Raw genomic sequence first — 21633 nt, forward strand, 5'->3', positions numbered from 1 at the left:
GCCGGGCGTGCCTCAGACCACGAAGAGCGTGACGGTGGAGCCCGCGCGCACCGTGGTGCCGCCGTCGGGGTTCACGGAGTAGACGCGAGCGTCGTCGGGCGACCGACCGGTCGGGTTGTTCACGTCGGCGACGAGCCCGGCCTCCTGCAGCTTGGCGAGCGCGTCCGACAGCTTGTCCCCGAAGCCGATGTCGGGGACCTTCACCATCTCGGGGCCCTTGGACACGGTGATCGTGATCGTGGCGCCGTTCGGCTGCGTGCCGGTGGGTGACACGGAGATGACCTGGCCGGCGGGCACGTTGTCGTCGAACTGGTCGACGGTGTCGATGGCGAAGTTCTTCGCGCGCAGCGTGTTCTTGGCGTCCTCGGCCGGCGTGCCCTGGGGGATGGCGGGCACCTTCACCGGTGCCGGCCCCCGGGACACGACGATCGTGACGGTGTCGGAGCGCGTCACACGCGCACCGGCTGCCGGGATCGTGTAGAGCACCCGGTTCTCGGGCACCTTCGCGTCGTACTTCTGCTTGGGCGACGCCGCGACCTTGAGCGGACCGACCGAGCGCAGTTCGTCGACGGCGGCGGTGTACTCCTGGCCGCGGGTCGTCGGGATCTGCCACGTCTGCCGTCCCGCCGAGAGCGTGACCCGGACGGTGCTGCCGGTCGAGAGCTGGCTGCCCTCGCCGGGGCTGACGCGGTAGACGTGGTCCAGCGGGATCTTCTCGCTGAACTCCTTGCCCGGGTCGACCACCACCTTGTAGCCCGCGTCCTTGAGGCTCTCGACCGCGGCGGCCTGCGTCTGGCCCACGACCTTCGGCACGTGCGCGAAGCGCCACTCGACGAACGCCTTCGCGCCGAAGAACGCCGCCACGCCGAGCAGCAGCACCACGATCGTGATGATGGCGGCACGGCGCCGCTTGCGGGCGCGACGGTCCTCGGGACGGCTGACGACCGGCGGCGGCGGTGAGCCGGGCGGACGGGTGCGGTCGGTGTCGCGCCGCTCGGGACGGCGGTCGTCGAGGCGGCTGGTTCCGTTGCGCGAGGGGCCGCCGGACGGCACCACCGCGGTGTCGTTGCCCGGGCGGCGCCGGATGCTCTGCGTGGTGTCGGAGTCGGGCCCGCGGCGCTCGGCCGGCCGCGTGCGGTTCTCACGCTTGGGGCGGGGACGCGGCGGCACCGGCGTGATCGGCAGCGACAGCTCGGTGCGGACGTCGGCGAGCTCGGCGAGCAGCGCGCCGGCGTCGGTGGGACGGCTCGCCGGGTCGCTGTCGGTGGCGGCGACCACGATCTCGTCGATCTCGGACGGGATCTCGCCCTGCCCGTGCCCGGACTTCACCCGCGAGGACGGGGCGGGCACCCGGCTGTGCACGTGCTGGTAGGCCACGTTCATGGCCGACTCGCCGGTGAACGGCGGCGTTCCCGTCAGCAGTTCGAAGAAGACGATGCCTGCGGAGTACACGTCCGAGCGCGGGTCGGCGTGACCGCGGGTGATCTGCTCGGGGGCGCAGTAGGCGACCGTGCCCATCATCAGGCCGGTGCGGGTCGAGGTCGGGTCGGTCTCGACGGCGCGGGCGAGGCCGAAGTCGGCCACCTTCACGACGCCCTCGTCCGACAGCAGGATGTTCTCGGGCTTGATGTCGCGGTGCACCAACCCGGCGCGGTGTGCGGCCGAGAGGGCGCTGAGGACGGGCTCCATGATCGACACGGCCTCGGCCGGCGTGAGCCGTCCGCGCTCGCGGATCAGCTCGCGCAGCGTCCGTCCCTCGACGAGTTCCATGACCAGGAAGACGTGGTGGCCGTCCTGGGCGATCTCGTAGCCCTGGTCGTAGACGCTGACCGCGTTGAGGTGGGTGAGTCGTGCAGCGGCCCGCGCCTCGCGCGCGAACCGGTCGCTGAAAGCCGGATCTGCGGACAAAGCGGACGACATGACCTTCACCGCGACCATGCGGTCGAGCCGCTGGTCGACGGCGGCGTACACCGTCGACATCCCGCCGCGGGCGATGCGGTCGAGGAGGCGGTAGCGGCCTTCGAGCGTGCGGCCGACCAGGGGGTCCTTGGTCGCCATCTGCACGCCGTGATTCTACGGTCGTCACCCCCTCGCGCTCGTGAGATCGGGGTGAGACGGCGCGCCGCCGATACCGTGGGGCCCGTGGAGGAGGGCGCGCTCGGCACGGTCGAACTGCTCGCCGATGCCGATCGACCGGGCGGGTTCCTGCTCACGATCGACCGCATCCGGCAGAGCTACGTCGACCTCGACGACCCGCGTTACCTCGATTTCGAGTACGTGCAGTGCTTCGCCGACGTCGTCGACGCCCTCACCCCGGACGACCCGGCCGCCGCTCTCGCGGTCACCCACGTCGGCGGCGGGGCGTGCACGCTGGCCCGCTACGTGGCGGCCACCCGGCCGGGATCGCCGCAGATCGTGCTCGAACCCGACACCGCCGTCACCGAGCTGGTGCGGGCCCGGCTGCCGTTCGCCCGCACCGCCCGCATCCGCATCCGCCCCGTCGGCGGACGGGGAGGCGTCGCGGCGCTCAAGGACGCGAGCGCCGACGTCCTCGTGCTCGACGCCTTCCACGGCGGACGGGTGCCCGGCGAGCTGACGAGCGGCGAGTTCGTCACCGACGTCGCGCGGGTGCTGCGGCCCGGCGGGGTGCTGCTCGTCAACGTGGCGGACGGCCCGCCGCTCACGTACGGCAGACGACTCGCCGCGACCGTGCGCGAGCACCTGCCGCAGGTGCTCGCGCTCGCCGATCCCGCGGTGGTCAAGGGACGGCGCTTCGGCAACCTCGTGCTGGCGGCCTCGCGCGCCCCGCTGCCGCTCGACACGGTGCGCTCGGCCGCGGCGCGGGCCGCGTTCCCGCGCAGCGTCCTGGCCGGTGAGTCGCTGCGGCGGTTCGTCGGCGGCGCCCGTCCGCTCACCGACGCCGACCCGATGCGCTCGCCGCAACCCCCGGACGCGCTGTGGCGGGTGGGGGAGTGGGACGGGGACTGAGATGATCGTCCGGTGAGCGAGTTGCACGAACAGCAGGACCGCGCGCGGTCGTTCGGGTCCGTCGCCGCGATCTACGACCGCATCCGGCCCACCTACCCGGACGCCCTCGTCGTCGAACTGCTCAGCGGCGTCACCGCCGGCGGTGACGGCGCCGTGGACGTGCTCGACGTCGGCTGCGGCACCGGACGTGCGGGGCAGCTGCTCGCCGCGCGCGGGTGCCGGGTGCTCGGCGTCGAGCCGGACGCGGGGATGGCCGAGGTGGCGCGCGAACACGGGCTCGAGGTCGAGGTGACCACCTTCGAGCAGTGGGACGCCGCCGGGCGCGACTTCGACCTGCTGGTCAGCGGCCAGGCCTGGCACTGGGTCGACCCGGTACCGGGCGCGCGGAAGGCCGCGGCCGTGCTGCGGCCGGGCGGCCGGGTCGGACTGTTCTGGAACATGGACACGATGGCCGGCGACGACCGCGCCGCCCTCGACGCCGCCTACGAATCGGTCGCCCCGCAGCTCGTGCACCGCAACCGCACGTACGGGGGCAAGAACGCGCCGCGCGAACCGGTGCTCGAGGCGCTCACCGGCGCCGGCTTCGTCGAGGTCGGCGAGCGCGACTTCCCCTGGGAACGCCGGTACACACCCGAGGAGTACGTGCTGTTGGTCCAGACGTTCAGCGATCACAACCTGCTGCCCGACGGGCAGCGGGCGCGGCTGCTCGACGCCGTCGGCGACGCCGTCGCCGAGCTCGGCGGCATCGCCGTCAGCTACGACTGCCACCTGATCTCGGGGGTGCGACCGTGAACCCGGACGTGTCGGACGTGCTCACCTTCCGCGACGCCGCAGCCCTGCTCGGCGTTCCCGTGACCCGGGTGCACCAGTGGGTGCGCGAGGGCAGGCTGGTCGCCGTGCCGTCGCCCGACGGCAAGCGCGGCATCCCCGGCTGGGTCCTGCAGGACGGCGCGCCGCTCAAGGCGTTGCAGCAGGTGGTCACGCTGCTGCGCGACGCCCGCTTCGACGACGACGAGATCGTCGCGTGGCTGCAACGGGAGGACGACACGCTGCCCGGCACGCCCGTCGACGCCCTGCGCGGCAACCGCGGCAGCGAGGTCAAGCGGCGCGCCCAGGCCGAGGGGTTCTAGGACTGCCGGCGGCGGGCCGCGTACGCGCGGCGCAACCCGTTCAGGCCGACGGCGGCGCGGCGGCGGGTGCTGACGTGCGCCCGGCGCGAGAACACGTCGTAGTCGTTGGCCTCGACCTCGTCGAGGATCTCGCCGTAGAGGGTGAACGCCGTCCGCAGGCAGTCCTGCGACGTGGGGTCGACCAGGGCGATGCCCGGACGGGCCCGGGCGTACAGGCCGCGTGCCCGCTCGATCTCCCAGGCCAGCAGGGCACGGATCGACTCGTCGACGGTGCCGCGCCGCAGCCGGTCGCGGTCGACGCCGAACTGCCGCAACGACTCCTGGGGCAGGTAGACGCGACCGCGTCGTAGGTCCTCGCCGACGTCCCTGATGAAGTTGGTCAGTTGGAAAGCCGTACCGAGGGCGATGGCGTGCGACTCGAGCACGTCCCAGCGGACGTCGTCGTCGCGCCGGCCGAGGATGGGCAGCATCTCGAGCCCGATGACCGCCGCCGAGCCCCACATGTACTTCTCGAGGTCGGCGTAGGTCTCGTACTCGGTGACCGTGAGGTCGGAGCGCATCGAGTCGATGAAGTCGACCAGGTAGTTCATGGGGATGTCGAAGCGCCGAACGGTGTCGAGCACCGCCCGTCCGACCGGGTCGCTGGTCTCGCCCCATTCGAGGTCGGCGTGCAGGTCGTCCCACCACGACTGCAGCCGGGCGCCCCGCTCGTCGGCGGAACCGCCGAAGTCGTCGACGATGTCGTCGGCGTAGCGGGCGAAGCCGTAGAGCGCGTGGACGAACGGACGCTTCTCGCGCGGCAGCAGCGCGGTCGCGAGGTAGTAGGTGCGGCCGTGGCGGGCGTTCAGCGCCCGGCAGCGCAGGTAGCTGTCGCGCAGCGCGGCCCCGGTGATGCCGGCGGCGTCGAGTTCGCGCGCGCCGGTCATGGCGTCATCGTCGCACCCCCTTGCCCGAGGTGCGGGTAGAGGTCGCGCAGCACGCCGATCTCGCCGCCGTGATGGGCGACCTCGTCGAGGGCGTGCACCACCAGGTCGGCCCACGACGACTCGGCGAAGGGGCCCCACGCGGGGCCGAGCGGACGGCGGATGCCGTCCTCGCCCAGACCGCGGATGCGCTCGGCGAAGACCCGCCACGACGTCTCGAGGTCGGCGAGCGCGGGGTCGACCTCGCCGTGCCAGGTGCCGTCGGAAGCGGCGAGTGGCCACTCGCCGAGGTGCGGCGTCACGTATCCGGCGAGGCACTCGGCGACGTGCCACACCCGCCACGCGATCGTCGCCGGCGGCCCGCTCTGCGTGTTCGGGTGCGGGACCCACGTGCCGTCCTCGAGCCGCACCGACCACATGCCGGGCACCGGCTCCCAGAAGTACTCGTCACGCGTGAGCCCGCGCAGCCGGGCCCGCAGTCGCTCGTGCGCGTCGCCGACGCCGCCCAGGACGATCGGGATGAGTTCCGTCATGCCGGGAGGGTAGGTCCGGCCACCGACAGCACCAGGTCAGAGCGCGGCGGCCACGGTCCTCAGGTCGCTGACGAGCCCGTTCATGAACGCCGCGCGGTCCTCGTCCGCGGCGCGCAGCACGGCGGACGGGTGGATCGTGGCGAACGCCGTCACGTCGAGGTCGCTTCCGGCGAACTGCCCCTTGGCGGGCGGCCAGGGCAGCGGCACCCCGCGGTTCGGGGTCAGGGTGAATCCGGGGCCGAACAGCGACCCCGCCGCCGTGGCCCCCAGCGCGACGACGACGTCCGGTCGCAGCGCCCGCAGCTCGGCCTGCAGCCAGGGCCGGCAGGCGGTCGACTGCGCCGCCGTCGGTTTCTCGTGGATGCGGCGCTTGCCGCGCTCGGTGTAGCGGAAGTGCTTCACCGCGTTCGTCGTCCACCGCGGGACGTCGGCCAGGCCCGCCTCGTCCAGTGCCCGGGCCAGCAGCTGTCCCGCCGGGCCGACGAACGGCCTGCCCGCTCGGTCCTCCTGGTCGCCGGGCTGCTCGCCGACGAGCAGCAGGCGGGCGGTCGGCTCGCCCTCACCGAACACGGTCTGCGTGGCGGGGCCGTACAGGTCGCAGCCGCGGCAGCCGGCGGCCGCGTCCGCCAGCGTCTCGAGCTGGGTCGTGTCGGGAACGAAGCTCTCGGCCCCCGGGTGTCGCACCATGACGCCGATCTACCCGTGGCCCACCACGCACACGCGCGTTCGTGGCGCGTCGTCACCGGCGCTTCACCTATCCTGGACGGCATGTCACCGACGGTCCGCGAGGCGCTGAACGAGTCCGGACCGACGTTCTCCTTCGAGTTCTTCCCGCCGAAGAACGAGACCGAGGACGCCCTGCTGTGGAAGACGATCCGTGAGCTCGAGCCGCTGCAGCCGTCGTGGGTGTCCGTCACCTACGGCGCCGGTGGCTCGACACGCGAGCACACCGTCGAGATCACCGAGCAGATCGCGTCCGACACCACCCTCACCCCCGTCGCGCACCTGACCGCCATCGGACACTCGGTGGCCGAGTTGCGCGGCATCGCGGGTCATCTCGCCGCCGCGGGCGTCACCGACGTGCTCGCGCTGCGGGGCGATCCGCCGGGCGACCCCGAGGGGGAGTGGGTCAAGCACCCCGAGGGGCTCGAGTACGCCGCCGAGCTGGTGGAGCTCATGGGCACCCTCGGCGACTTCAGTGTCGGCGTGGCCGCGTTCCCGAACGGCCACCCCCGGTCGACGTCCGTCGAGGACGACACCCGCCACCTCGTCGCGAAGTTCGACGCCGGCGCGTCCTACGCCATCACCAACATGTTCTTCGTGGCGGACGACTACCTGCGGCTGCGCGACCGCGTCGAGGCGGCCGGGTGCGACAAGCCGATCATCGCGGGACTGATGCCGGTCACCAACATGGGCATGATCCGGCGCTCCGAACAGCTCACCGGTTCGCCGTTCCCGGAGAAGCTCGGACGGCGCTTCGCCGCCGTCGCCCACGACCCGAAGTCGATACGCGCCATGGGCATCTACGAGACCTCGAAGCTGGCCGAGCGGCTGCTGGAGGAAGGCGTGCCGGGCATTCACTTCTACACGCTGAACCGCTCGAAGGCGACGCGTGAGGTGTGGGCGAACCTGGCTCTCGGCGCCCGTTTCGAGAACTAGGACCCGAGCGGCAGCCGGGCGCCCAGCACCGCGAAGGGCCGGGCGTCGCCCGGGAACAGGTAGTTGCGGGCCAGGTCGCCGAAGCCGAGGTCGCGGTAGAGCCGGAACGCGCGGGTGTCGGAGTCGGGTGTCGACAGCAGCAGCGCCGTGTGGGGCAGCCCCTCGGCCAGCGACACCAGCAGCCGGCGCCCGATGCCGCGGCCCTGGTACTCGGGCAGCACGTGCAGCTCGCTGAGCTCGAACGCGTCGTGCAGCCAGGCCTCGTGCTGCTCGCGGCTGATCGCCCGGCGGACGAGGTCGTGCCACCACTGACCCGGCGACGTCGTGTAGCCGTAGCCGAAGCCGACGAGGACGCCGTCGTCGGTGACGGCGGCGCGGCAGGCGAACCCCTCGTGGTCGGCGTGCTTGCGCGCGCTCACCGCGCGTTGCGTGCCGGTGTGCTCGGGGTAGCCCATCGCCTGCACGTAGATGGACATCGCGTCGGCGACGTGGGCGGCGAACCGGCGCCGCGACCAGGCCTCGACGCGGACGTCGACGCCGGCCGGCGGGTGTTCTGCGGAACGCACCCCGTGATCGTGCCCCACGGCGCGCCGCAGGTCACAGGGGCGCGCGGTACCCGTCCGGTTCACGCCACCTCGGCGGGCGTCCCACCGGTCAGGCGCACCAGCTCGTCGAAGGTGGTCGGGAACACGGCGTGCGGAACCCCACCGGCGGCCCACACCTCGGGATGGGCGGCCAGTGCGGTGTCGACCACGGTGCGCAACGGGGCGGGGTGGGCCACGGGCGCCACGCCGCCGATGCGTTGGCCGGTCGCGGAGTACACGAGGTCCTTGTCGGCGCGGGACAGCGACTCGACGCCGAGAACGGTGGCGACCCGGTCGGTGTCGACGCGGTGGGCCCCGCTCGTCATCACCAGCACGGCCTCGCCGGTCGGGGTGGCGAACACGAGCGAGTTGGCGATCGCGCCGACCTCGACGCCGAGCTGGTCGGCGGCCGACTGCGCGGTGGGCGCGGCCTCGGGCAGCATGCGCACGCGGCCCGCCGCTCCCGCGTGCTCGAGGACGGCGTTCACGGCGTCACAGTTGCGGTGCACGCCAAGCACCCTAGTGCGGCCGCGGGGACCGCTTCCCGGGGCAGCGGTTCCCATGGCGGCCGCCGTCGGCCCGCGTTGTGATGGACCTATGACGAACACGAGCGATCTGGTCCTGCTGGCCACCCGGCCGCACTACTACCACCACAACACCTCGCACGGTCACGGCAGCCTGAGCGCGGGCGCCGTCATCGCGATCATCGTGGTGGCCGTCCTCGTCCTCGGCGGCTACTACCTCTACAAGAACATGTCCGGCAGCAACAACTGATCGGTGCGGGTCAGTGGATGCCGCACTCGATCTTGTTGCTGCCGGACCAGCGACCGGCGCGCGCATCCTCGCCCGGCTTGAGCCGGCGGGTGCACGGCGCGCAGCCGACCGAGCCGTACCCGTCGAACAGCAGCGGGTTCACGAGCACGCCGTTCTCGGCGATGTAACGGTCGACGTCGTCCTGGGTCCAGGCCGCGATGGGGTTCAGCTTCACCATGCCGCGCCCGTCGTCCCAGACGACGACCTTCGTGCCGGCACGCGTCGGCGCCTCGTCGCGGCGCAGACCTGACGCCCAGGCCTTGTAGCCCTTCAGGGTCTTGCGCAGGGGCATGACCTTGCGCAGGGCGCAGCACTGATCGGGGTTGCGTTCGTACAGCCGGGCACCGAACGACGCGTCCTGCTGCTCGACCGTTTGCGCGGGTTCGATCGAAATCACGTTGACCGGCAAGGACGCGGCGACGGCGTCGCGCGTGCCGACCGTCTCGGCGAAGTGGTAACCCGTGTCGAGGAACAGGATGTCGACGCCCTCGCGCACCTTGGCCGCGAGACTCGGCACCACGGCGTCGGCCATCGACGAGGCGACGGCCCACGAGCTGCCGAAGGTGTCGTCCGCCCACGTGAGGATCTCGATCGCGCTCGCGCCCTCGAGGTCACGGCCGGCGTTCTCGGCGAGCACGCGCAGCTCGTCACGGGTCATGCGGTCGACCGGTGTGGTCCCGTCCGCTGTCAGAGCAACCATGATTCGTCCGCCCGCGACACGTAGGCCGCGAAGGGCTCGTCCCCTTCCCGCCGTTCGAGGTAGCCGGTGAGGATCCGCTCGACGTAGTCGGGCACCTCGTCCGCCGTCACCTTCAAACCACGGAACTTGCGCCCGAATTCCGCATCGGTGCCCATCTGTCCGCCGAGGTGCACCTGGAAGGCCTCGACGTCGCCGTCAGGACCCTTCGACACCATGCCCTTGAAGCCGATGTCGGCGACCTGGAAGCGCGCGCAGGAGTTCGGGCAACCGTTGACGTTGATCGTGATCGGGGTGTCGAAGCCGGGCAGACGCCGCTCCATCTCCTCGCGGACCGCGTTCGCGCGGCCCTTCGTCTCGACGAGGGCGAGCTTGCAGAACTCGATGCCCGTGCACGCGATGGTGCCGCGGCGGAAGGCGGACGGCTGCGCCTCGTAGCCGAGCTCCCGCAGTTCGACGACGACCGCGTCCGCCTCGGACGGGTCGACGTCGAGCAGCACGATGCCCTGCTGCGCCGTGAGCGCCACCCGGGACCCGTCGGCGCGGCGCGAGCGCTTCTCGGCGAGCGCGGCGAGACCGGCCAGGGCCGTGCCGGACGTGCGTCCGGACGCCGTGGTCGCACCGATCGAGACGAGCCCGTCGACCTGCGCCTCGATGCCGACGTGGCCCCGGTGGGCCGGCGAGGGCGGCGGGGGAGGACCGTCGGGCAGCTCCCGGTCGAGGTACTCGGTCTCGAGGATGCGGCGGAAGTACTCGGCACCCCAGTCGGCCATCAGGAACTTCAGCCGGGCGTGATTGCGCGACCGGCGATACCCGTAGTCGCGGAAGATCGACACGACGGCCGCCCACACGTCGCTGACCTCGTCCGGACGGACGAAGACACCGAGCCGCTCGGCGAAGCGCGGGTTGGTCGACAGCCCGCCGCCGACCCACACGTCGAAGCCCTGCTCGCCGTCGTCGTTCACCACGCCGACGAACGCGACGTCGTTGATCTCGTGGTTGACGCAGTGGTGACTGCACGCCGAGATCGACGTCTTGAACTTGCGGGGCAGGTTCTGGAAGGCCGGGTCGCCCAGGTACTTCTCGACCGTCGCCCGCAGCGCGGGACCGGCGTCGAACACGGCGTCCGCGGCCACGCCCTCGACCGGGCAGCCCAGGATCACGCGCGGGCAGTCGCCGCACGCCTCTGTCGTCGACAGGCCCACGGACTCGAGCCGCCGCCAGATCTCGGGCACGTCCTCGATGCGGATCCAGTGCAGCTGGACGTTCTGACGGTCACTGACGTCGGCGACGTCGCGTCCGAACTCGGTCGAGATGTCGGCGACGACCCGCAGTTGCTCGGCGCTGAGGGCGCCGCCGTCGATGCGCACCCGCATCATGAAGTACTCGGCGTCGAGCTCCTCGGGCTCGAGGGTGGCCGTCTTGCCGCCCGGGATGCCCTCCTTGCGCTGGGTGTACAGGCCCATCCACCGCAGCCGGCCGCGCAGGTCGGCGGGGTCGATGCTGTCGAAGCCCTGCTTGGAGTAGATCTCCTCGACGCGCCGCCGCACGTTGAGCGGGGGGTCGTCGCGCTTGCTGCGCTCGTTCGGGTTGAGCGGTTCGCGGTAGCCGAGGGCCCACTGGCCCTGGGCCTTCTTGGGCTTGGAACGAGGTTCGACGTCGGGTCGCGCCGGCATGCGCGGGTCCTTCCCTGGGGTTCGGTCGGGGACGAGGCGGGCGCCTACGAGGAGGGCGCGACGATGCGCCCGAACGGTGCCCGGTGGGGAGTCGTCAGACCCGACACGCCGCGGTGGTGACCCGCAGCAGATCGATGTGACGACGCGCAGTCAGCTGCGCGGTGCGCAGCGTGCCGCGGGTCGTCATGTCGACCATGGTCCCACAGCGGCGGCGGTGACGGCAGCACACGCGGGACGCGCCACATGCCGACAAGCCCTATGGGCAAGGGGCCTCGGTGCCGGACCGGGACAATGCGTTGCGTGACGACCGACCGAACGGACGGTGCGAACGGCGCCGAGACACCCGACCTGCCCCTCCTGCTCGACCTGCGTGGCCGTCGTGTCGTCGTCGTGGGGGGAGGAGCGGTCGCGTCGCGCCGGGTCACGGCGCTGGCGGACTCCGGCGCGGACGTCCATGTCATCGCTCCGTCCGTCCACCGCACGATCACGACGCTGCCCGGGGTGACCGTGACGCAGCGGGCCTTCGTCCCCGCCGACCTCGACGGTGCCTGGCTCGCGCTCGCCTGCACCGACGACGCCCGGGTCAACGCCGTCGTCGCGGCCGAGGCGGACGCGCGGCGGGTGTTCTGCGTCCGCGCCGACGACGCGTCCGGCGGCAGTGCCCGCGTGCCCGCGGTCGTGCGGACGGACGACGCCACCGTCGCCGTCGGCGGCGGGGGCGACCCCCGCCGCGCGGTCGCGCTGCGCGACGCGATCGCCACCGCGCTCGACACCGGCGCCCTGCCGTTGCGCCGCCATCGCCGCGTTCCGGCGGACGGTGTCGGAACGGTCGCGCTCGTCGGCGGCGGCCCGGGCGACCCCGACCTCGTCACCGTCCGCGGCCGGCGGCTGGTCGCCGACGCGGACGTGGTCGTCGTCGACCGGCTGGCGCCGCGCGCCCTGCTCGAGAACCTCCCCGACGACGTCGAGGTCGTCGACTGCGGCAAGTCGGCGCACCGCCACAACCTCACCCAGGACCAGATCAACACCGTGATCGTCGAGCGGGCGCGGGCCGGCAAGCGGGTGGTGCGGCTGAAGGGCGGCGACCCGTTCGTGTTCGGCCGTGGCGGCGAGGAATGGCTGGCGTGCACGGCCGCGGGCATTCCCGTCGAGGTCGTGCCGGGCATCTCGTCGGCCCTCGCGGCCCCCGCCCTCGCGGGCATCCCGGTCACGCACCGCGGCGTCGCCGCGGACGTGACGATCGTGTCCGGCCACCTCGACCCCGGACGGCCGGCGGGCAGCGGCGTCGACTGGCCGGGCCTCGCCTCCCACCGCGGCACGCTGGTCGTCCTCATGGCGATGGAGCGGCTGCGCGTCATCACCGGCGACCTCGTGCGCCACGGCCGTCCGGCCGACACCCCCGCCGCCGTCGTGCACCGCGCAACCCTCACCGGCCAGCGGGTGCTGCGGGCGCCGCTCGGTGAGCTGGCCGACGCCGCGGAGGCGGCAGGCCTCGGCGCCCCGGCCATCGTCGTGGTGGGCGAGGTCGTCGACGTGCTGGGCGAGTCGGCCCCGGCCGTCGACGGCTGAGCGGTCGACGGCTGAGCGATCAGCTGCCGTCGCTGCGGCAGTCCTTCACGTCCGCGGGAAGCGTGTCGACGACGGCCACCCGCGACGTGCTCCCCCCGCTGAGCGCCGACACCGGCAGGTCGCGGGCGGTGGCTCCCGCCCGGGGCGGCGACGAGTAGGCGGGGGACCCGCCGGTCGCCGTCCGCGGACCCCCGGTGCGTGCCGAGGTCTCGGCGACGAGCTCGAAGCTGCCGGGCGCGAAGTAGAGCGACCGCAATTCGCCCGGCCGCTTGTCCTGGTCGACGAAGTCGGCGCGGACGGCGGCTCGTCCGTCGGGGCCCGTGACGGCGCGGTGGACGGTGACCCCGCCGGTGCGGCTGAGCACGCTCACCAGCGAGGCGCGCAGCCGCGACGACGCGAGCGGGCCACCGTCGCGCAGCATGTCGCCGACCGCCACGAACACCGCTTCGTCGCGCGAGGTCGAGCCGGACACGTGCGAGCGCAGCCACCGGTCCAGGGCGGCGGGGTCGGTCGGCAACCCGTCGAACCAGCTGCGCGTCGGGCTCGAGGTGCCGGGGGCCCCGTCGAGCGGGAAGCGGAAGCACTCGGGGCCGCCCGTCCCGCCCGTGCGGTAGGACCACACGGTTCCGTCCGGGGCGATCCAGTCCTGGCTGCGCTCACCCGTGGCCACCAGCCGTCCGTCGCGGACGGTGAACACGTCGCTGACGATCCGGCCGTACTGGCCCGGGCCCACCCTGGGGGTGTCGACGACGTCCGTGGCGGCGAACGGTGCCCCGCCCGGACGCAGGCCCGGCTCGTCGCCCCCGGACGGCCACAGCACGGCCATGGCGAGGGCACCCGCCACCACGACGGCGACGGCCGCGGCGATCGGGGCGAGCCGGACCCCCACGCCGCGGCGCGCGCGGAAGCGGGCCGTGCCGGCGGTGCCGACCGTGCCGACCGCGTCGGGTGGGGCGGCCGTGCCGACGAGGTCGAACACGTCGTCCACGTCCGTGGAGTCGGCGGTGCAGGGCGCGAGCACCAGCGCACGCTGGTGGGCCCGCGCCGCCGGCGGCCAGTCGCGCTGCAGGGTCCGGTCGTCGGGGGACAGGGCGCGGACGGCGTCGAGGACGTCGATGCCGGGGCGTCCGGCAGGGTCGGTTCTGGACACGGGTGTCACCTCTGCTCGTGGAGGTCGCCGGCGACGCGGCGAGGACGGGCGTCGTCGCAGCTCGGGCGGGTTCGGGGTTCGTCACGGGTCGTGCGAGGAGTGGCGTCGCGGACGTCGTCGCGGGTGTCGTCGCGATCCAGACAGCGTTCGAGCCGGGCACGGGCCCGGGACAGCCGGACCTCGAAGGCGCGTTGCGAGCAGCCTGCGACGCGCGCGGCGGCGGAGTTGGTCAGCCCGTCCCAGGCGACGAGCAGCACGGCCTCGCGTTCGCGGTCGGTGAGGCTCGCCAGCGCCCGCAGCACCGCGTCGCGGTCGACGGTCCGGTCGTCGGCGCCCTGTCCGGCCGGTCCGGCGGCGGCGATCGCCTGCAGCCGGACGGCCGCGGTGAGCGAGTCCCGGCGCAGGGCCGAACGCCGCAGGGTGCGGATGGTGTTGCGGGCCACGACCAGCAGCCAGGGCAGCGGATCGTCGCGGGGCACGTCGTCCCACCGCCGCCAGGCGACGAGGAACGTGTCGGAGACGACGTCCGGCGCGTCGGCGGCCTCGCAGTGCCGCCGCGCATAGGCGTAGACGCGGGGCGCGCAGCGGTCGTAGACCTCGGCGAAGTCCCCGGCATCGCCGGACGCGGTCGCGCGCACCGCGCGCTCGTGGCGGGTCGGGGCGGGTGGCTTCACACCGGGAGATGTCCGGCCGCGCCCGTTCCTCACATCGCCTCCGCGGATTGGTCACGAACCGCCTGTGCCCGGAATTGTCGGTACCCCTCGGCACGCTGTGTCCACGAGGGGTCGACAGCCGCCGGCCCCGTCGCTACTATCGAACACGTATTCGATTGAGGGAGTAGCCATGGCCGCCGCACCGACCTCCGTCCTCGCACGCACCTCCGCGTTCTCGCTGCTGTCGCAGGCCCGCTCGGTGCTGCTCGAGGCCGTCGCCACCGACGACGCCGGCGAGCGCTTCCGGCTGGCCCACCTGTCCGCGCTGCGTACCGCGGCCGCGGTCGCGGCCGACCGGGGCCGGCCTGCTTCGGCGCGGCGCCGGCTCATGAACGTGTGGGTGCTGCTCGAGCGGGTGGCGCCCGAACTGTCCGACTGGGCCGCGCTCTTCGCCGCGGGCGCGCAGGTCCGCGCCGCCGTCGAGGCCGGTGCCGTGTCGGCGGTGACCACGCGGGCGGCCGACGACCAGGTCCGGGCCGCCACCGAGTTCCTCGCCCTGGTCGAGAGCGGGCTGGGCCTGCTGGCCGCCTGAGCCGCGGTGCGCTGCCCGTCCGGTGTCGGTGCGCCCGCCTAGGCTGGCGCACGTGACGCACCCACCGCAGGTACGCGCCGGCCGCTCGCGCGTCGGGCTCGTGATCGAGCTGCTCGGCGAGGCCCTCGGCGGGGTGCGCGGCGCTCGGGCGCTCGATTGCGGCGGCGGCAGCGGCACCTATGCCGTCCCGTTGGCCGCCGAGGGCGCCCAGGTCACGGTCGTCGACATCAGCGCCGATGCGTTGGCCACGCTGCGGCGCCGGGCTGCCGAACAGAACCTGCCCGACGGGTCCATCGTCGACCTCGCCGGTGACGTCGACTCCCTCGCAGATCTCTTCGACGACAGCCGCTTCGACCTCGTGCTGGCACACGGCGTGCTCGACGCGGTCACCGATCCGTCCGCCGCCTTCTCGGCGATGGCCGCCCTCGTCCGTCCGGGCGGCGTGCTCAGCGTGCTCGTCGCCAACCCGGTGGCCGCCGTGCTCGGCCGCGCCCTCGCCGGCGACGCGCCCGCCGCGCTCGACCTGCTGCGCAGGGACGGCGCGGCCGCATCCGGCGGCCACGCCACGGCACCCGACGAGATCGTCCGGCTGGCCGCGGCCGCCGGTCTCGACGTGGCCGGCCGTTTCGGCATCGGCGCCTTCTCCGACCTCATGCCGGGCTCGGCCGGCGAGACGGCGGCGGGTCGCGAGGCGATCGCCGCTCTCGACGCGGCCGCCGTCGACCGCCAGCCCTACGCCGCCATCGCGTCACGCATCCATCTCGTCCTGCGCCGGCCCGGGTAGCCGATGGGGCGCAGTCACGAACTGCCCCGCACCGCCGGGCAGTTCGACGGCGACGACGACGGCTGCACGATGCTGCACGTCGACATGGACGCGTTCTTCGCCAGCGTCGAGATCCGCCGGCGGCCCGAGCTGCGGCACCGCCCGGTCGTGGTCGGCGGCAGCGTCCGCGGTGTCGTCGCCGCCGCGTCGTACGAGGCGCGCCGCTACGGCGTGCGCAGCGCCATGCCGATGTCGCGGGCGCTGCGGTTGTGCCCGCAGGCCGTCGTGTTGCCCCCGGACCGCGAGGCGTACGCGGCAGCGTCCGCACGGGTGATGGCGATCCTGCGCGACGTCACGCCGCTGGTCGAACCACTGTCTCTCGACGAAGCCTTCCTCGACGTGTCCGGTGCGGTCCGGCTGCACGGCCGTCCGGGGGTCATCGCCGCGGCCATCCGGGCCCGCGTCGTCGCCGAGCTCGGGCTGACCTGCTCGGTCGGCGTGGCGCCGACGAAGTTCGTCGCCAAGCTGGCGTCCGCGCGGTGCAAGCCCGACGGCATGCTCGTGGTGCCCGTCCGCCGCGTGCTCGAATTCCTGCACCCGCTGCCGGTCACCGCTATCTGGGGGGTCGGGGAGCGCACTGCCGACCAGCTGCACCGCCTGGGCGTGCGCACCGTGCGCGACCTGTCCGTCACGCCGCTCGCCACGCTGCGCCGCGCCGTCGGCAACGCCACTGCCGAGCACATCAGCGAGCTGGCCGCCGGCATCGACCCCCGGCCCGTGCAGCCCGACGAGGTCGAGAAGTCGATCAGCTCCGATCGCACGCTCGACGTCGACCTCACCACCGCCGAGCAGGTGCATCGCGAACTGTTGCGGCTCGCCACCGACGTCGGCACCCGGGTGCGGGGGCGTGGGTTCGTCGCCCGCACCATCGGCATCAAGATCCGGTTCAGCGACTTCCGCACCATCACCCGGGTGCGCACCCTGCCGGGCTGGACCGACTCCACGTCCGAGATCCACGCCATCGCCGTCGAGCTGTACGACGCGCTCGGTCTCGAGGACCCGCTGATCCGGCTCGTCGGGGTCAAGGCCGAGAACCTGCGCGAGGCCACCGACGCGCCGCACCAGCTCACGCTCGACGTCGCCACCGCCGACCCCCAGCCGCGTCCCGGCGCCGCCGCCCTCGCGGGCGCGCCGCACCCGGCCCCGACGCACCCCGTCCGGCCGCGACCCGTCCGGCCGCAGCCCGACCGGCCGTCCGCCGACCGCGCCGTCGACGCCGCGCGTGCCCGGTTCGGGTCCGCCGCCATCGTGTCCGGCACGTTGCTGTCGGCGCCGCAGCCCGAGCGTCGACCGGGCGATCCGGGGTCCTCGCAGCCGGCGTGACGCCGCCCGCGGCGCCGCCGCGCACGCCCGATCGGTGATGATCTTCGGGTTCGTGGCGATCTCCTCGGTCACGGAGGAGCAATTCCTGACCGGGTTCGCTTTCCGATCCCAGCAACGGCTCGTATGCTCGTGGTGTGGAGCCAATTGCGGGTTCACACGACATAGTCGCCGATAGTTCGCCGCCCCGGGATCGGGCCGGTTGACCGAAGGAGGGCCCCGTGCCGCTCTCCGAGCATGAGCAGAAGCTGCTCGATCAGATCGAGCAGGCGCTCTACGCCGAGGATCCGAAGTTCGCTGCGTCCGTGCGTTCCGCCCGGGCCAAATCCCGCACTCGACGCTCGGTCCTGCTCAGCGCGCTCGGCGTGGTGCTCGGCCTGGGCCTGGTGCTGGTCGGTCTCGTCGTCCCGGTCATCGTGCTCAGCGTGGTCGGCTTCGTCCTCGTCGTGGCGTCGTGTGCGCTCGCCGTCCAGGCGATCCGCGGCCGCTCGCAGACCCCGGACACGCCCGAGGGCGCCATCCGCGGCAGCGGCGCCCAGCAGAAGCAGCAGAACGGCGGCCTGCGCAACCGCATGGAGGACCGCCTCCGTCGCCGCTTCGAGGAGAACTGACCCTCCCGCACCGTTCACGACGCCAGGCCGGACCCGATCGGGTCCGGCCTTCGTCGTCTCCCGTCCCGGCGTGGATCTTGATGGCCGGACGTCCGTATGGCGGCGCGCAGACCTCAAGATCGCGGGTCAAGCGTGGATCTTGATGGCCGGACGTCCGTATGGCGGCGCGCAGACCTCAAGATCGCGGCAGAGCGACGCCACCGCTCCCCGCCGGCCCCGCCGGAATCACCGCCGGCGGCCGCTGAACAGCGAGGCGAGGCCGGCGGTCCAGCCGAGCGAGGCGGGGACGAAGCGCGCGCGGGCGCGGTCGCGGCCGGTGCGCCGTCCGCGCAGCTCGTCGGTGACGCGGCGCAGCGTCTGCTCGAGCTGGTCGGGATCGCCGCCTGCGCTGCCGCCGGCGTACCGGTCGCGTTCGACGGCGGTGGCGAGCTGCTGCAATCCGTCCGCGGAGGTCGGGACGTCCTTGCCCAACCAGGCCGCGACCTGGCGTGGTGAGCGTGCGTCGGACCAGACGTAGCCCAGATCGACCGCGGTGTCGGACAGCTCCGCCCACAGCGACTCGGTGTCGTGGGCGCGGCGGGCGGCGGCGAGGCGGCGCCGCCGTCGTCCGGCCCGCAGCAGCGCCGGCAGGAACAGCAGGGCGAGCACGGCGAGCACGAGCAGCGCCACGACGAAGGGCGTGAGCGAGGTCGAGGAGCCCGAGGTCGACTCGGCGCGCGGAGCCGCCGCGCTCGAGGACGCCTGCGCCGCGGACGACGACTGCGTGGGAACGCTCGACGTCGCCGCACTCGGCGCCGACGACTGGCTGTTGGACTCGCTGTTCTGCGGCGCCCACGGCAGGTTGTTCTCGGCACTGGAACGTCCGGCCGCGGGAGTGGGGTCGAACGGCACCCAGCCCACGCCCTCGAACCAGGCCTCGACCCACGCGTGCGCGTCGGTCGAGCGCACCGCGAAGCGGCCCTGCGCGTTCGGGTCGGGGTGCATGTAGCCGAGCACCACCCGCGCCGGGACCTTCGCGACGCGCAGCATGATCGCCAGCGCCGCGGCGTACTGCTGGCAGAACCCGCGGCGGTTCTGCAGGAAGTCGACGAGCAGGCTGCCCGAGTCGCCGACCTGCGTCTGCAGGTCGTACTCGAACCCGTTCTCGGGGTCGGCGAAGAAATCGCTCAACGCCCGGGCCTTCGCGTACTGCCCCCGCACTCCGGCGATCGTGTCGCGCACGGTCGTGCGGACGAACTCGGGCAGGCTTCCGGGCACCGTCAACTGCGAGCGAACGGCCGGGTCGATGCGGTCGCCGGCGGCGCGCAGCTGCTCGACGGTGGGGGCCGGTTGCCGGAACCGCTGCGTGAGCACCGTCCCGTCGCCGATGTCGGACCCGAGCAGCAGCTGGTCCTGCGAGCTCCAGCGGGTGTCGCCGGGCAGGCCGTCGATGCGCTCGGGAAGGGCGAAGACGGGCGGGTTGCCCCGCATGCCGGTCACGTTCACCCGCGCGTCGAGGGTGACGGTGTCGCCGTCGCCCTCGGCCTCGACCGGGTAGTCGCCGTCGGCGGCCGGGGTCTCGTCGCCGCGCTCGCCGGCGCGCCAGCCGTCGTCGGTGTAGTCGGACAGCACGTTGACGCGCAGGTAGTAGGGCACGGCGTCACCGCGCGAGAGCATCTGCACCTCGGCGAGCTGCCGGGGGGTCTTGCGGGTGAGCTCGCCCTTGAGCTGCGCGAACGGGCTGATGCGGCCGTTGTCGCCCCCGCCGCCGCCGAAGACCCCCGACCCGCCGTCGCCGCCGCGGAACGCCTCGGCGAGCAGGTTGCGCGGTTCGCCGGGCACGAGCAGCGGCAGCGCGACCGCGGCCACCAGCGCGGCGACCGCGATGCGCGGGGCCGCGACGGCGAGCGCGGTGCGGGGCGTGCGTCCGTCGGGGGAGCGGACCCGCCGCCCCCACCGTTCGAGGTCGTCACCGGAGTCGAGAGCGAGCAGCAGCAGGAACCCGACGGCTCCGACGACGAACCAGCTCCAGGCCACCGGCGTCCGCGGGACGGCGCCCGCGATCGTGAACACGACGAGCAGCGGGACACCGGCGAGCGCGGCCCGGCGTCCGACGACGGCGATCAGGTCGATGAGCGCGGCGAGCAGGGCGAGCAGCGCGCACACCACGAGCCGCACCGCCGGCGTGGTCTCGATCGGGGCGACCTCGTTGCGCGTGGTCTCGTGCAGCTGCGTCATCAGCTGCGACAACCGCGTCCACGTCTCGCCCGTGGGGACGAACCCGAGCGCCGCGGTGTCGCCCAGGAAGCGCGCGGTGAGCCAGGGGACGAGCAGCACGATGCCGGGCCAGATGTCGAGTGCGCCGGGGGCCCGGCGCAACCGCAGCAGCGCGGCCGGCACCAGCACCACGGCCATGGCCAGCCAGACCTCGACGAGCCACTCCGTGTCGGTGAACAGCCCCTTGAGCGGGACGATGCCGCACGCGCTGGCGACGAAGGCGAGCAGAGTGCGCCGGGCAGCGGAGCCGGTGACGCGGCGCCGCGGTGGGCGGGACCCGGACGGGCGGTCCGTGGGACGGTCGAGGGTGGCGGTCATGTCCGCGCCTCCGTTCCTGTGGTCGGCACGGACGACAGCAGCTGCCAGGCCTGTGCGGTGGTCGTGCCGCGGCGCACGATCGCCACCCGCCAGCCGGCATGGCCGAGCGCGGTGGCGGCGGCGCGGACGTCCGAGGTCGGGTCGCCCTCGCGGACGGTCCGTCCCCGTCCGGGGGCGGTCCAGCTCGCGGTGTCGATGAGCAGGGCGTGGGGCGCCGACCGGCCGCGCGGCGTGGCCGACACCAGCAGGTTCAGGGTGGCCGCGTCGAGCCGTCCGAGCACCGCCAGCAGGCTCGACTCGCGCGCCGCCGCCCGCAGCTGCGCCGCCATGGGCGTCAGGTCGGCGACGTGCACCGCGCGGACGGTCGCGAGGTGGGTGGCCAGGTGGTTGGGGCCGGCGAGGCGCAGCGGCTCCGGCCGGGCCGGGTCGTCGAGCAGTGCGATCTCACGCCGTCCGCGCACCGACTGCATCGCGATGGACGCCGCCGCGCTCACGGCCCACTCGAGGGTGTCGAGGCTGCGCGGGTCGACGTCGCGCGGGTCGATCGGGGCACCGGAGGCGTCGGTGGCCGGGACGCTGACGTGCGCGGCGGCGCGCAGGTCGAGCAGCAGCGTGCTGCGGGAGCGCCACGGCCGCTCCTCCTGCCGCACCATGAGCGAGCCGACCCGAGCCGACGACTTCCAGTGGATCTTGCGCAGGTCGTCGCCGATCCGGTACTCGCGGGTGGACGCGTCGTCGGCGCCGTGGGCTCCGACGGACCGGCTGCCCGCCCCGTCGCCGAGGTCGTCGCTGCGGGGCGGCTCGGCACCGGGCAGCTGGTCGATCGTCGGCGTCACCAGGAACTCGGTGGTGGCGGTGAACGACCGGGTCAGGTCGATCATGTGGAACGGGTCGGACAGCCGCACGTGCAGCGGCCCGACCCGGTACCGGCCCCGTCCGAGCGCGGGCAGCCGGTAGGAGACCGTCCGCGACTCGCCGGTGCGCAGCGAATCGAGCACGAAACGGGCCCGTCCGGTGAAGCGGTCGGGCAGCTGGTCCTCGAGCATCAGCGCGCCGGTGGGCAGCCGGGAGCGGTTGGTGATCGTCAGGTGCGTGGTGACCGACTGCCCGGCCGCGGCCTGCCGCGGCTCGACGGTGCGGCGGTTGGCGATGCGGACGCGCGAGCGGTGCACCACGACCGCAGCCGCGATCGGGATTGCGGCGGCGAGGACCCCGGCGCGAACCAGATCGGTCTCGCCGAGCACCAGACCGCAGACGACGGCCGTCAGACCCGCGGCGAGCAGGCAGCTCGCGCGGGTGGTGAAGCCGATGCGCCGGCCGGTGCGGAACGGGGCCACG

The 21633-nt window shown here is 73.7% G+C and carries 23 protein-coding genes; 10 read left to right on the top strand and 13 right to left on the bottom strand.

What is annotated here, in order from left to right:
• Nucleotides 1-12 precede the first annotated feature (12 nt).
• Nucleotides 13-2058 (bottom strand): Stk1 family PASTA domain-containing Ser/Thr kinase, encoded by a 2046-nt coding sequence (gene pknB, locus ACYVP9_RS04215; protein ID WP_460604283.1) that lies wholly within the window; start codon nt 2056-2058, stop codon nt 13-15.
• An 84-nt stretch (nt 2059-2142) separates the two neighbouring features.
• Between pknB and ACYVP9_RS04220 the strand changes: the two genes are divergently transcribed.
• Genes ACYVP9_RS04220 through ACYVP9_RS04230 form a run of 3 tightly spaced genes read left to right on the top strand, consistent with a single transcriptional unit; the run spans nt 2143 to nt 4118 of the window.
• On the top strand, nt 2143-2988 hold the full coding sequence (locus tag ACYVP9_RS04220) for a spermidine synthase (protein ID WP_460603444.1): 846 nt from the start codon (nt 2143-2145) through the stop codon (nt 2986-2988).
• A 12-nt stretch (nt 2989-3000) separates the two neighbouring features.
• Entirely contained in the window at nt 3001-3780 is a 780-nt protein-coding gene (locus ACYVP9_RS04225) for a methyltransferase domain-containing protein (protein WP_460603445.1), read from the top strand.
• Entirely contained in the window at nt 3777-4118 is a 342-nt protein-coding gene (locus ACYVP9_RS04230; protein ID WP_460603446.1) for an Rv2175c family DNA-binding protein, read from the top strand. The genes ACYVP9_RS04225 and ACYVP9_RS04230 overlap by 4 nt, the downstream gene beginning before the upstream one ends.
• On the opposite strand, the gene ACYVP9_RS04235 is transcribed toward ACYVP9_RS04230, so the two are convergent.
• From ACYVP9_RS04235 to ACYVP9_RS04245, 3 genes are read right to left on the bottom strand one after another with little or no spacing between them, the layout of a single operon-like run.
• Entirely contained in the window at nt 4115-5044 is a 930-nt protein-coding gene (locus ACYVP9_RS04235) for a phytoene/squalene synthase family protein (RefSeq protein ID WP_460603447.1), read from the bottom strand. The two genes, ACYVP9_RS04230 and ACYVP9_RS04235, sit on opposite strands and share 4 nt — an antisense overlap.
• Nucleotides 5041-5574: a DinB family protein gene (locus ACYVP9_RS04240; protein ID WP_460603448.1), complete on the bottom strand. Its 534-nt coding sequence runs from the start codon at nt 5572-5574 to the stop codon at nt 5041-5043. Before ACYVP9_RS04240 ends, ACYVP9_RS04235 begins: the two co-directional genes overlap by 4 nt.
• Nucleotides 5575-5610: 36 nt before the next feature.
• Nucleotides 5611-6261: a uracil-DNA glycosylase family protein gene (locus tag ACYVP9_RS04245; protein WP_460603449.1), complete on the bottom strand. Its 651-nt coding sequence runs from the start codon at nt 6259-6261 to the stop codon at nt 5611-5613.
• Nucleotides 6262-6342: 81 nt separating this feature from the next.
• Here ACYVP9_RS04245 and metF point away from each other — a divergent pair, with 81 nt between their 5' ends.
• Complete coding sequence (gene metF / locus ACYVP9_RS04250) at nt 6343-7233, top strand: methylenetetrahydrofolate reductase (protein ID WP_460603450.1); 891 nt, start codon at nt 6343-6345, stop codon at nt 7231-7233.
• Here the strand turns inward: metF and ACYVP9_RS04255 are convergent.
• Nucleotides 7230-7799 (bottom strand): GNAT family N-acetyltransferase, encoded by a 570-nt coding sequence (locus tag ACYVP9_RS04255; RefSeq protein ID WP_460603451.1) that lies wholly within the window; start codon nt 7797-7799, stop codon nt 7230-7232. The two genes, metF and ACYVP9_RS04255, sit on opposite strands and share 4 nt — an antisense overlap.
• Nucleotides 7800-7858: 59 nt before the next feature.
• Complete coding sequence (locus ACYVP9_RS04260) at nt 7859-8326, bottom strand: YbaK/EbsC family protein (protein ID WP_460603452.1); 468 nt, start codon at nt 8324-8326, stop codon at nt 7859-7861.
• A gap of 88 nt (nt 8327-8414) precedes the next feature.
• On the opposite strand from ACYVP9_RS04260, the gene ACYVP9_RS04265 reads away from it, so the two are divergent.
• Nucleotides 8415-8591 (top strand): hypothetical protein, encoded by a 177-nt coding sequence (locus tag ACYVP9_RS04265; protein WP_460603453.1) that lies wholly within the window; start codon nt 8415-8417, stop codon nt 8589-8591.
• A 10-nt stretch (nt 8592-8601) separates the two neighbouring features.
• Here ACYVP9_RS04265 and ACYVP9_RS04270 read toward each other — a convergent pair whose 3' ends face one another.
• The 3 genes from ACYVP9_RS04270 to ACYVP9_RS04280 form a co-directional block, all read right to left on the bottom strand.
• On the bottom strand, nt 8602-9330 hold the full coding sequence (locus ACYVP9_RS04270; RefSeq protein WP_460603454.1) for an adenylyl/phosphoadenylyl-sulfate reductase: 729 nt from the start codon (nt 9328-9330) through the stop codon (nt 8602-8604).
• Nucleotides 9318-11003, bottom strand: coding sequence for a nitrite/sulfite reductase (locus tag ACYVP9_RS04275; protein ID WP_460603455.1), 1686 nt, complete (start codon nt 11001-11003; stop codon nt 9318-9320). The genes ACYVP9_RS04270 and ACYVP9_RS04275 overlap by 13 nt, the downstream gene beginning before the upstream one ends.
• A gap of 94 nt (nt 11004-11097) precedes the next feature.
• Complete coding sequence (locus ACYVP9_RS04280) at nt 11098-11190, bottom strand: putative leader peptide (protein WP_460603456.1); 93 nt, start codon at nt 11188-11190, stop codon at nt 11098-11100.
• A 113-nt stretch (nt 11191-11303) separates the two neighbouring features.
• Between ACYVP9_RS04280 and cobA the strand changes: the two genes are divergently transcribed.
• Nucleotides 11304-12572: a uroporphyrinogen-III C-methyltransferase gene (gene cobA, locus ACYVP9_RS04285; RefSeq protein ID WP_460603457.1), complete on the top strand. Its 1269-nt coding sequence runs from the start codon at nt 11304-11306 to the stop codon at nt 12570-12572.
• Between the two features lie 19 nt (nt 12573-12591).
• Here the strand turns inward: cobA and ACYVP9_RS04290 are convergent, their stop codons facing one another.
• Both ACYVP9_RS04290 and ACYVP9_RS04295 read right to left on the bottom strand, forming a co-directional pair.
• Entirely contained in the window at nt 12592-13722 is a 1131-nt protein-coding gene (locus ACYVP9_RS04290) for a hypothetical protein (protein WP_460603458.1), read from the bottom strand.
• Nucleotides 13723-13727: 5 nt separating this feature from the next.
• Complete coding sequence (locus ACYVP9_RS04295; RefSeq protein WP_460603459.1) at nt 13728-14396, bottom strand: RNA polymerase sigma factor; 669 nt, start codon at nt 14394-14396, stop codon at nt 13728-13730.
• A 169-nt stretch (nt 14397-14565) separates the two neighbouring features.
• On the opposite strand from ACYVP9_RS04295, the gene ACYVP9_RS04300 reads away from it, so the two are divergent.
• From ACYVP9_RS04300 to ACYVP9_RS04315, 4 genes are all read left to right on the top strand, one after another.
• Nucleotides 14566-14967, top strand: a complete 402-nt coding sequence (locus tag ACYVP9_RS04300; RefSeq protein ID WP_460603460.1) for an SAV_6107 family HEPN domain-containing protein — start codon at nt 14566-14568, stop codon at nt 14965-14967.
• Between the two features lie 52 nt (nt 14968-15019).
• Nucleotides 15020-15751, top strand: a complete 732-nt coding sequence (locus ACYVP9_RS04305; RefSeq protein ID WP_460603461.1) for a class I SAM-dependent methyltransferase — start codon at nt 15020-15022, stop codon at nt 15749-15751.
• Between the two features lie 3 nt (nt 15752-15754).
• Entirely contained in the window at nt 15755-17113 is a 1359-nt protein-coding gene (gene dinB, locus ACYVP9_RS04310) for a Y-family DNA polymerase (protein ID WP_460603462.1), read from the top strand.
• Nucleotides 17114-17331: 218 nt separating this feature from the next.
• Nucleotides 17332-17721, top strand: coding sequence for a DUF3040 domain-containing protein (locus tag ACYVP9_RS04315; RefSeq protein WP_460603463.1), 390 nt, complete (start codon nt 17332-17334; stop codon nt 17719-17721).
• Between the two features lie 225 nt (nt 17722-17946).
• On the opposite strand, the gene ACYVP9_RS04320 is transcribed toward ACYVP9_RS04315, so the two are convergent.
• Both ACYVP9_RS04320 and ACYVP9_RS04325 read right to left on the bottom strand, forming a co-directional pair.
• Nucleotides 17947-20295 carry a transglutaminase TgpA family protein gene (locus ACYVP9_RS04320; RefSeq protein WP_460603464.1) on the bottom strand — a complete coding sequence of 783 codons (2349 nt, stop codon included), beginning with the start codon at nt 20293-20295 and terminating at the stop codon, nt 17947-17949.
• Nucleotides 20292-21632: a DUF58 domain-containing protein gene (locus ACYVP9_RS04325; RefSeq protein ID WP_460603465.1), complete on the bottom strand. Its 1341-nt coding sequence runs from the start codon at nt 21630-21632 to the stop codon at nt 20292-20294. Before ACYVP9_RS04325 ends, ACYVP9_RS04320 begins: the two co-directional genes overlap by 4 nt.
• Nucleotide 21633: the final 1 nt, after the last annotated feature.

This window comes from Jatrophihabitans fulvus (genome assembly GCF_054781375.1).

What these genes read in the sequence shown, in the direction of transcription:
- pknB (WP_460604283.1), bottom strand. Translation starts at nt 2,058, where the DNA reads ATGGCGACCAAGGACCCCCTGGTCGGCCGCACGCTCGAAGGCCGCTAC.
- ACYVP9_RS04235 (WP_460603447.1), bottom strand. Translation starts at nt 5,044, where the DNA reads ATGACCGGCGCGCGCGAACTCGACGCCGCCGGCATCACCGGGGCCGCG.
- ACYVP9_RS04240 (WP_460603448.1), bottom strand. Translation starts at nt 5,574, where the DNA reads ATGACGGAACTCATCCCGATCGTCCTGGGCGGCGTCGGCGACGCGCAC.
- ACYVP9_RS04245 (WP_460603449.1), bottom strand. Translation starts at nt 6,261, where the DNA reads ATGGTGCGACACCCGGGGGCCGAGAGCTTCGTTCCCGACACGACCCAG.
- metF (WP_460603450.1), top strand. Translation starts at nt 6,343, where the DNA reads ATGTCACCGACGGTCCGCGAGGCGCTGAACGAGTCCGGACCGACGTTC.
- ACYVP9_RS04265 (WP_460603453.1), top strand. Translation starts at nt 8,415, where the DNA reads ATGACGAACACGAGCGATCTGGTCCTGCTGGCCACCCGGCCGCACTAC.
- ACYVP9_RS04270 (WP_460603454.1), bottom strand. Translation starts at nt 9,330, where the DNA reads ATGGTTGCTCTGACAGCGGACGGGACCACACCGGTCGACCGCATGACC.
- ACYVP9_RS04275 (WP_460603455.1), bottom strand. Translation starts at nt 11,003, where the DNA reads ATGCCGGCGCGACCCGACGTCGAACCTCGTTCCAAGCCCAAGAAGGCC.
- ACYVP9_RS04280 (WP_460603456.1), bottom strand. Translation starts at nt 11,190, where the DNA reads ATGACGACCCGCGGCACGCTGCGCACCGCGCAGCTGACTGCGCGTCGT.
- ACYVP9_RS04300 (WP_460603460.1), top strand. Translation starts at nt 14,566, where the DNA reads ATGGCCGCCGCACCGACCTCCGTCCTCGCACGCACCTCCGCGTTCTCG.
- dinB (WP_460603462.1), top strand. Translation starts at nt 15,755, where the DNA reads ATGGGGCGCAGTCACGAACTGCCCCGCACCGCCGGGCAGTTCGACGGC.
- ACYVP9_RS04320 (WP_460603464.1), bottom strand. Translation starts at nt 20,295, where the DNA reads ATGACCGCCACCCTCGACCGTCCCACGGACCGCCCGTCCGGGTCCCGC.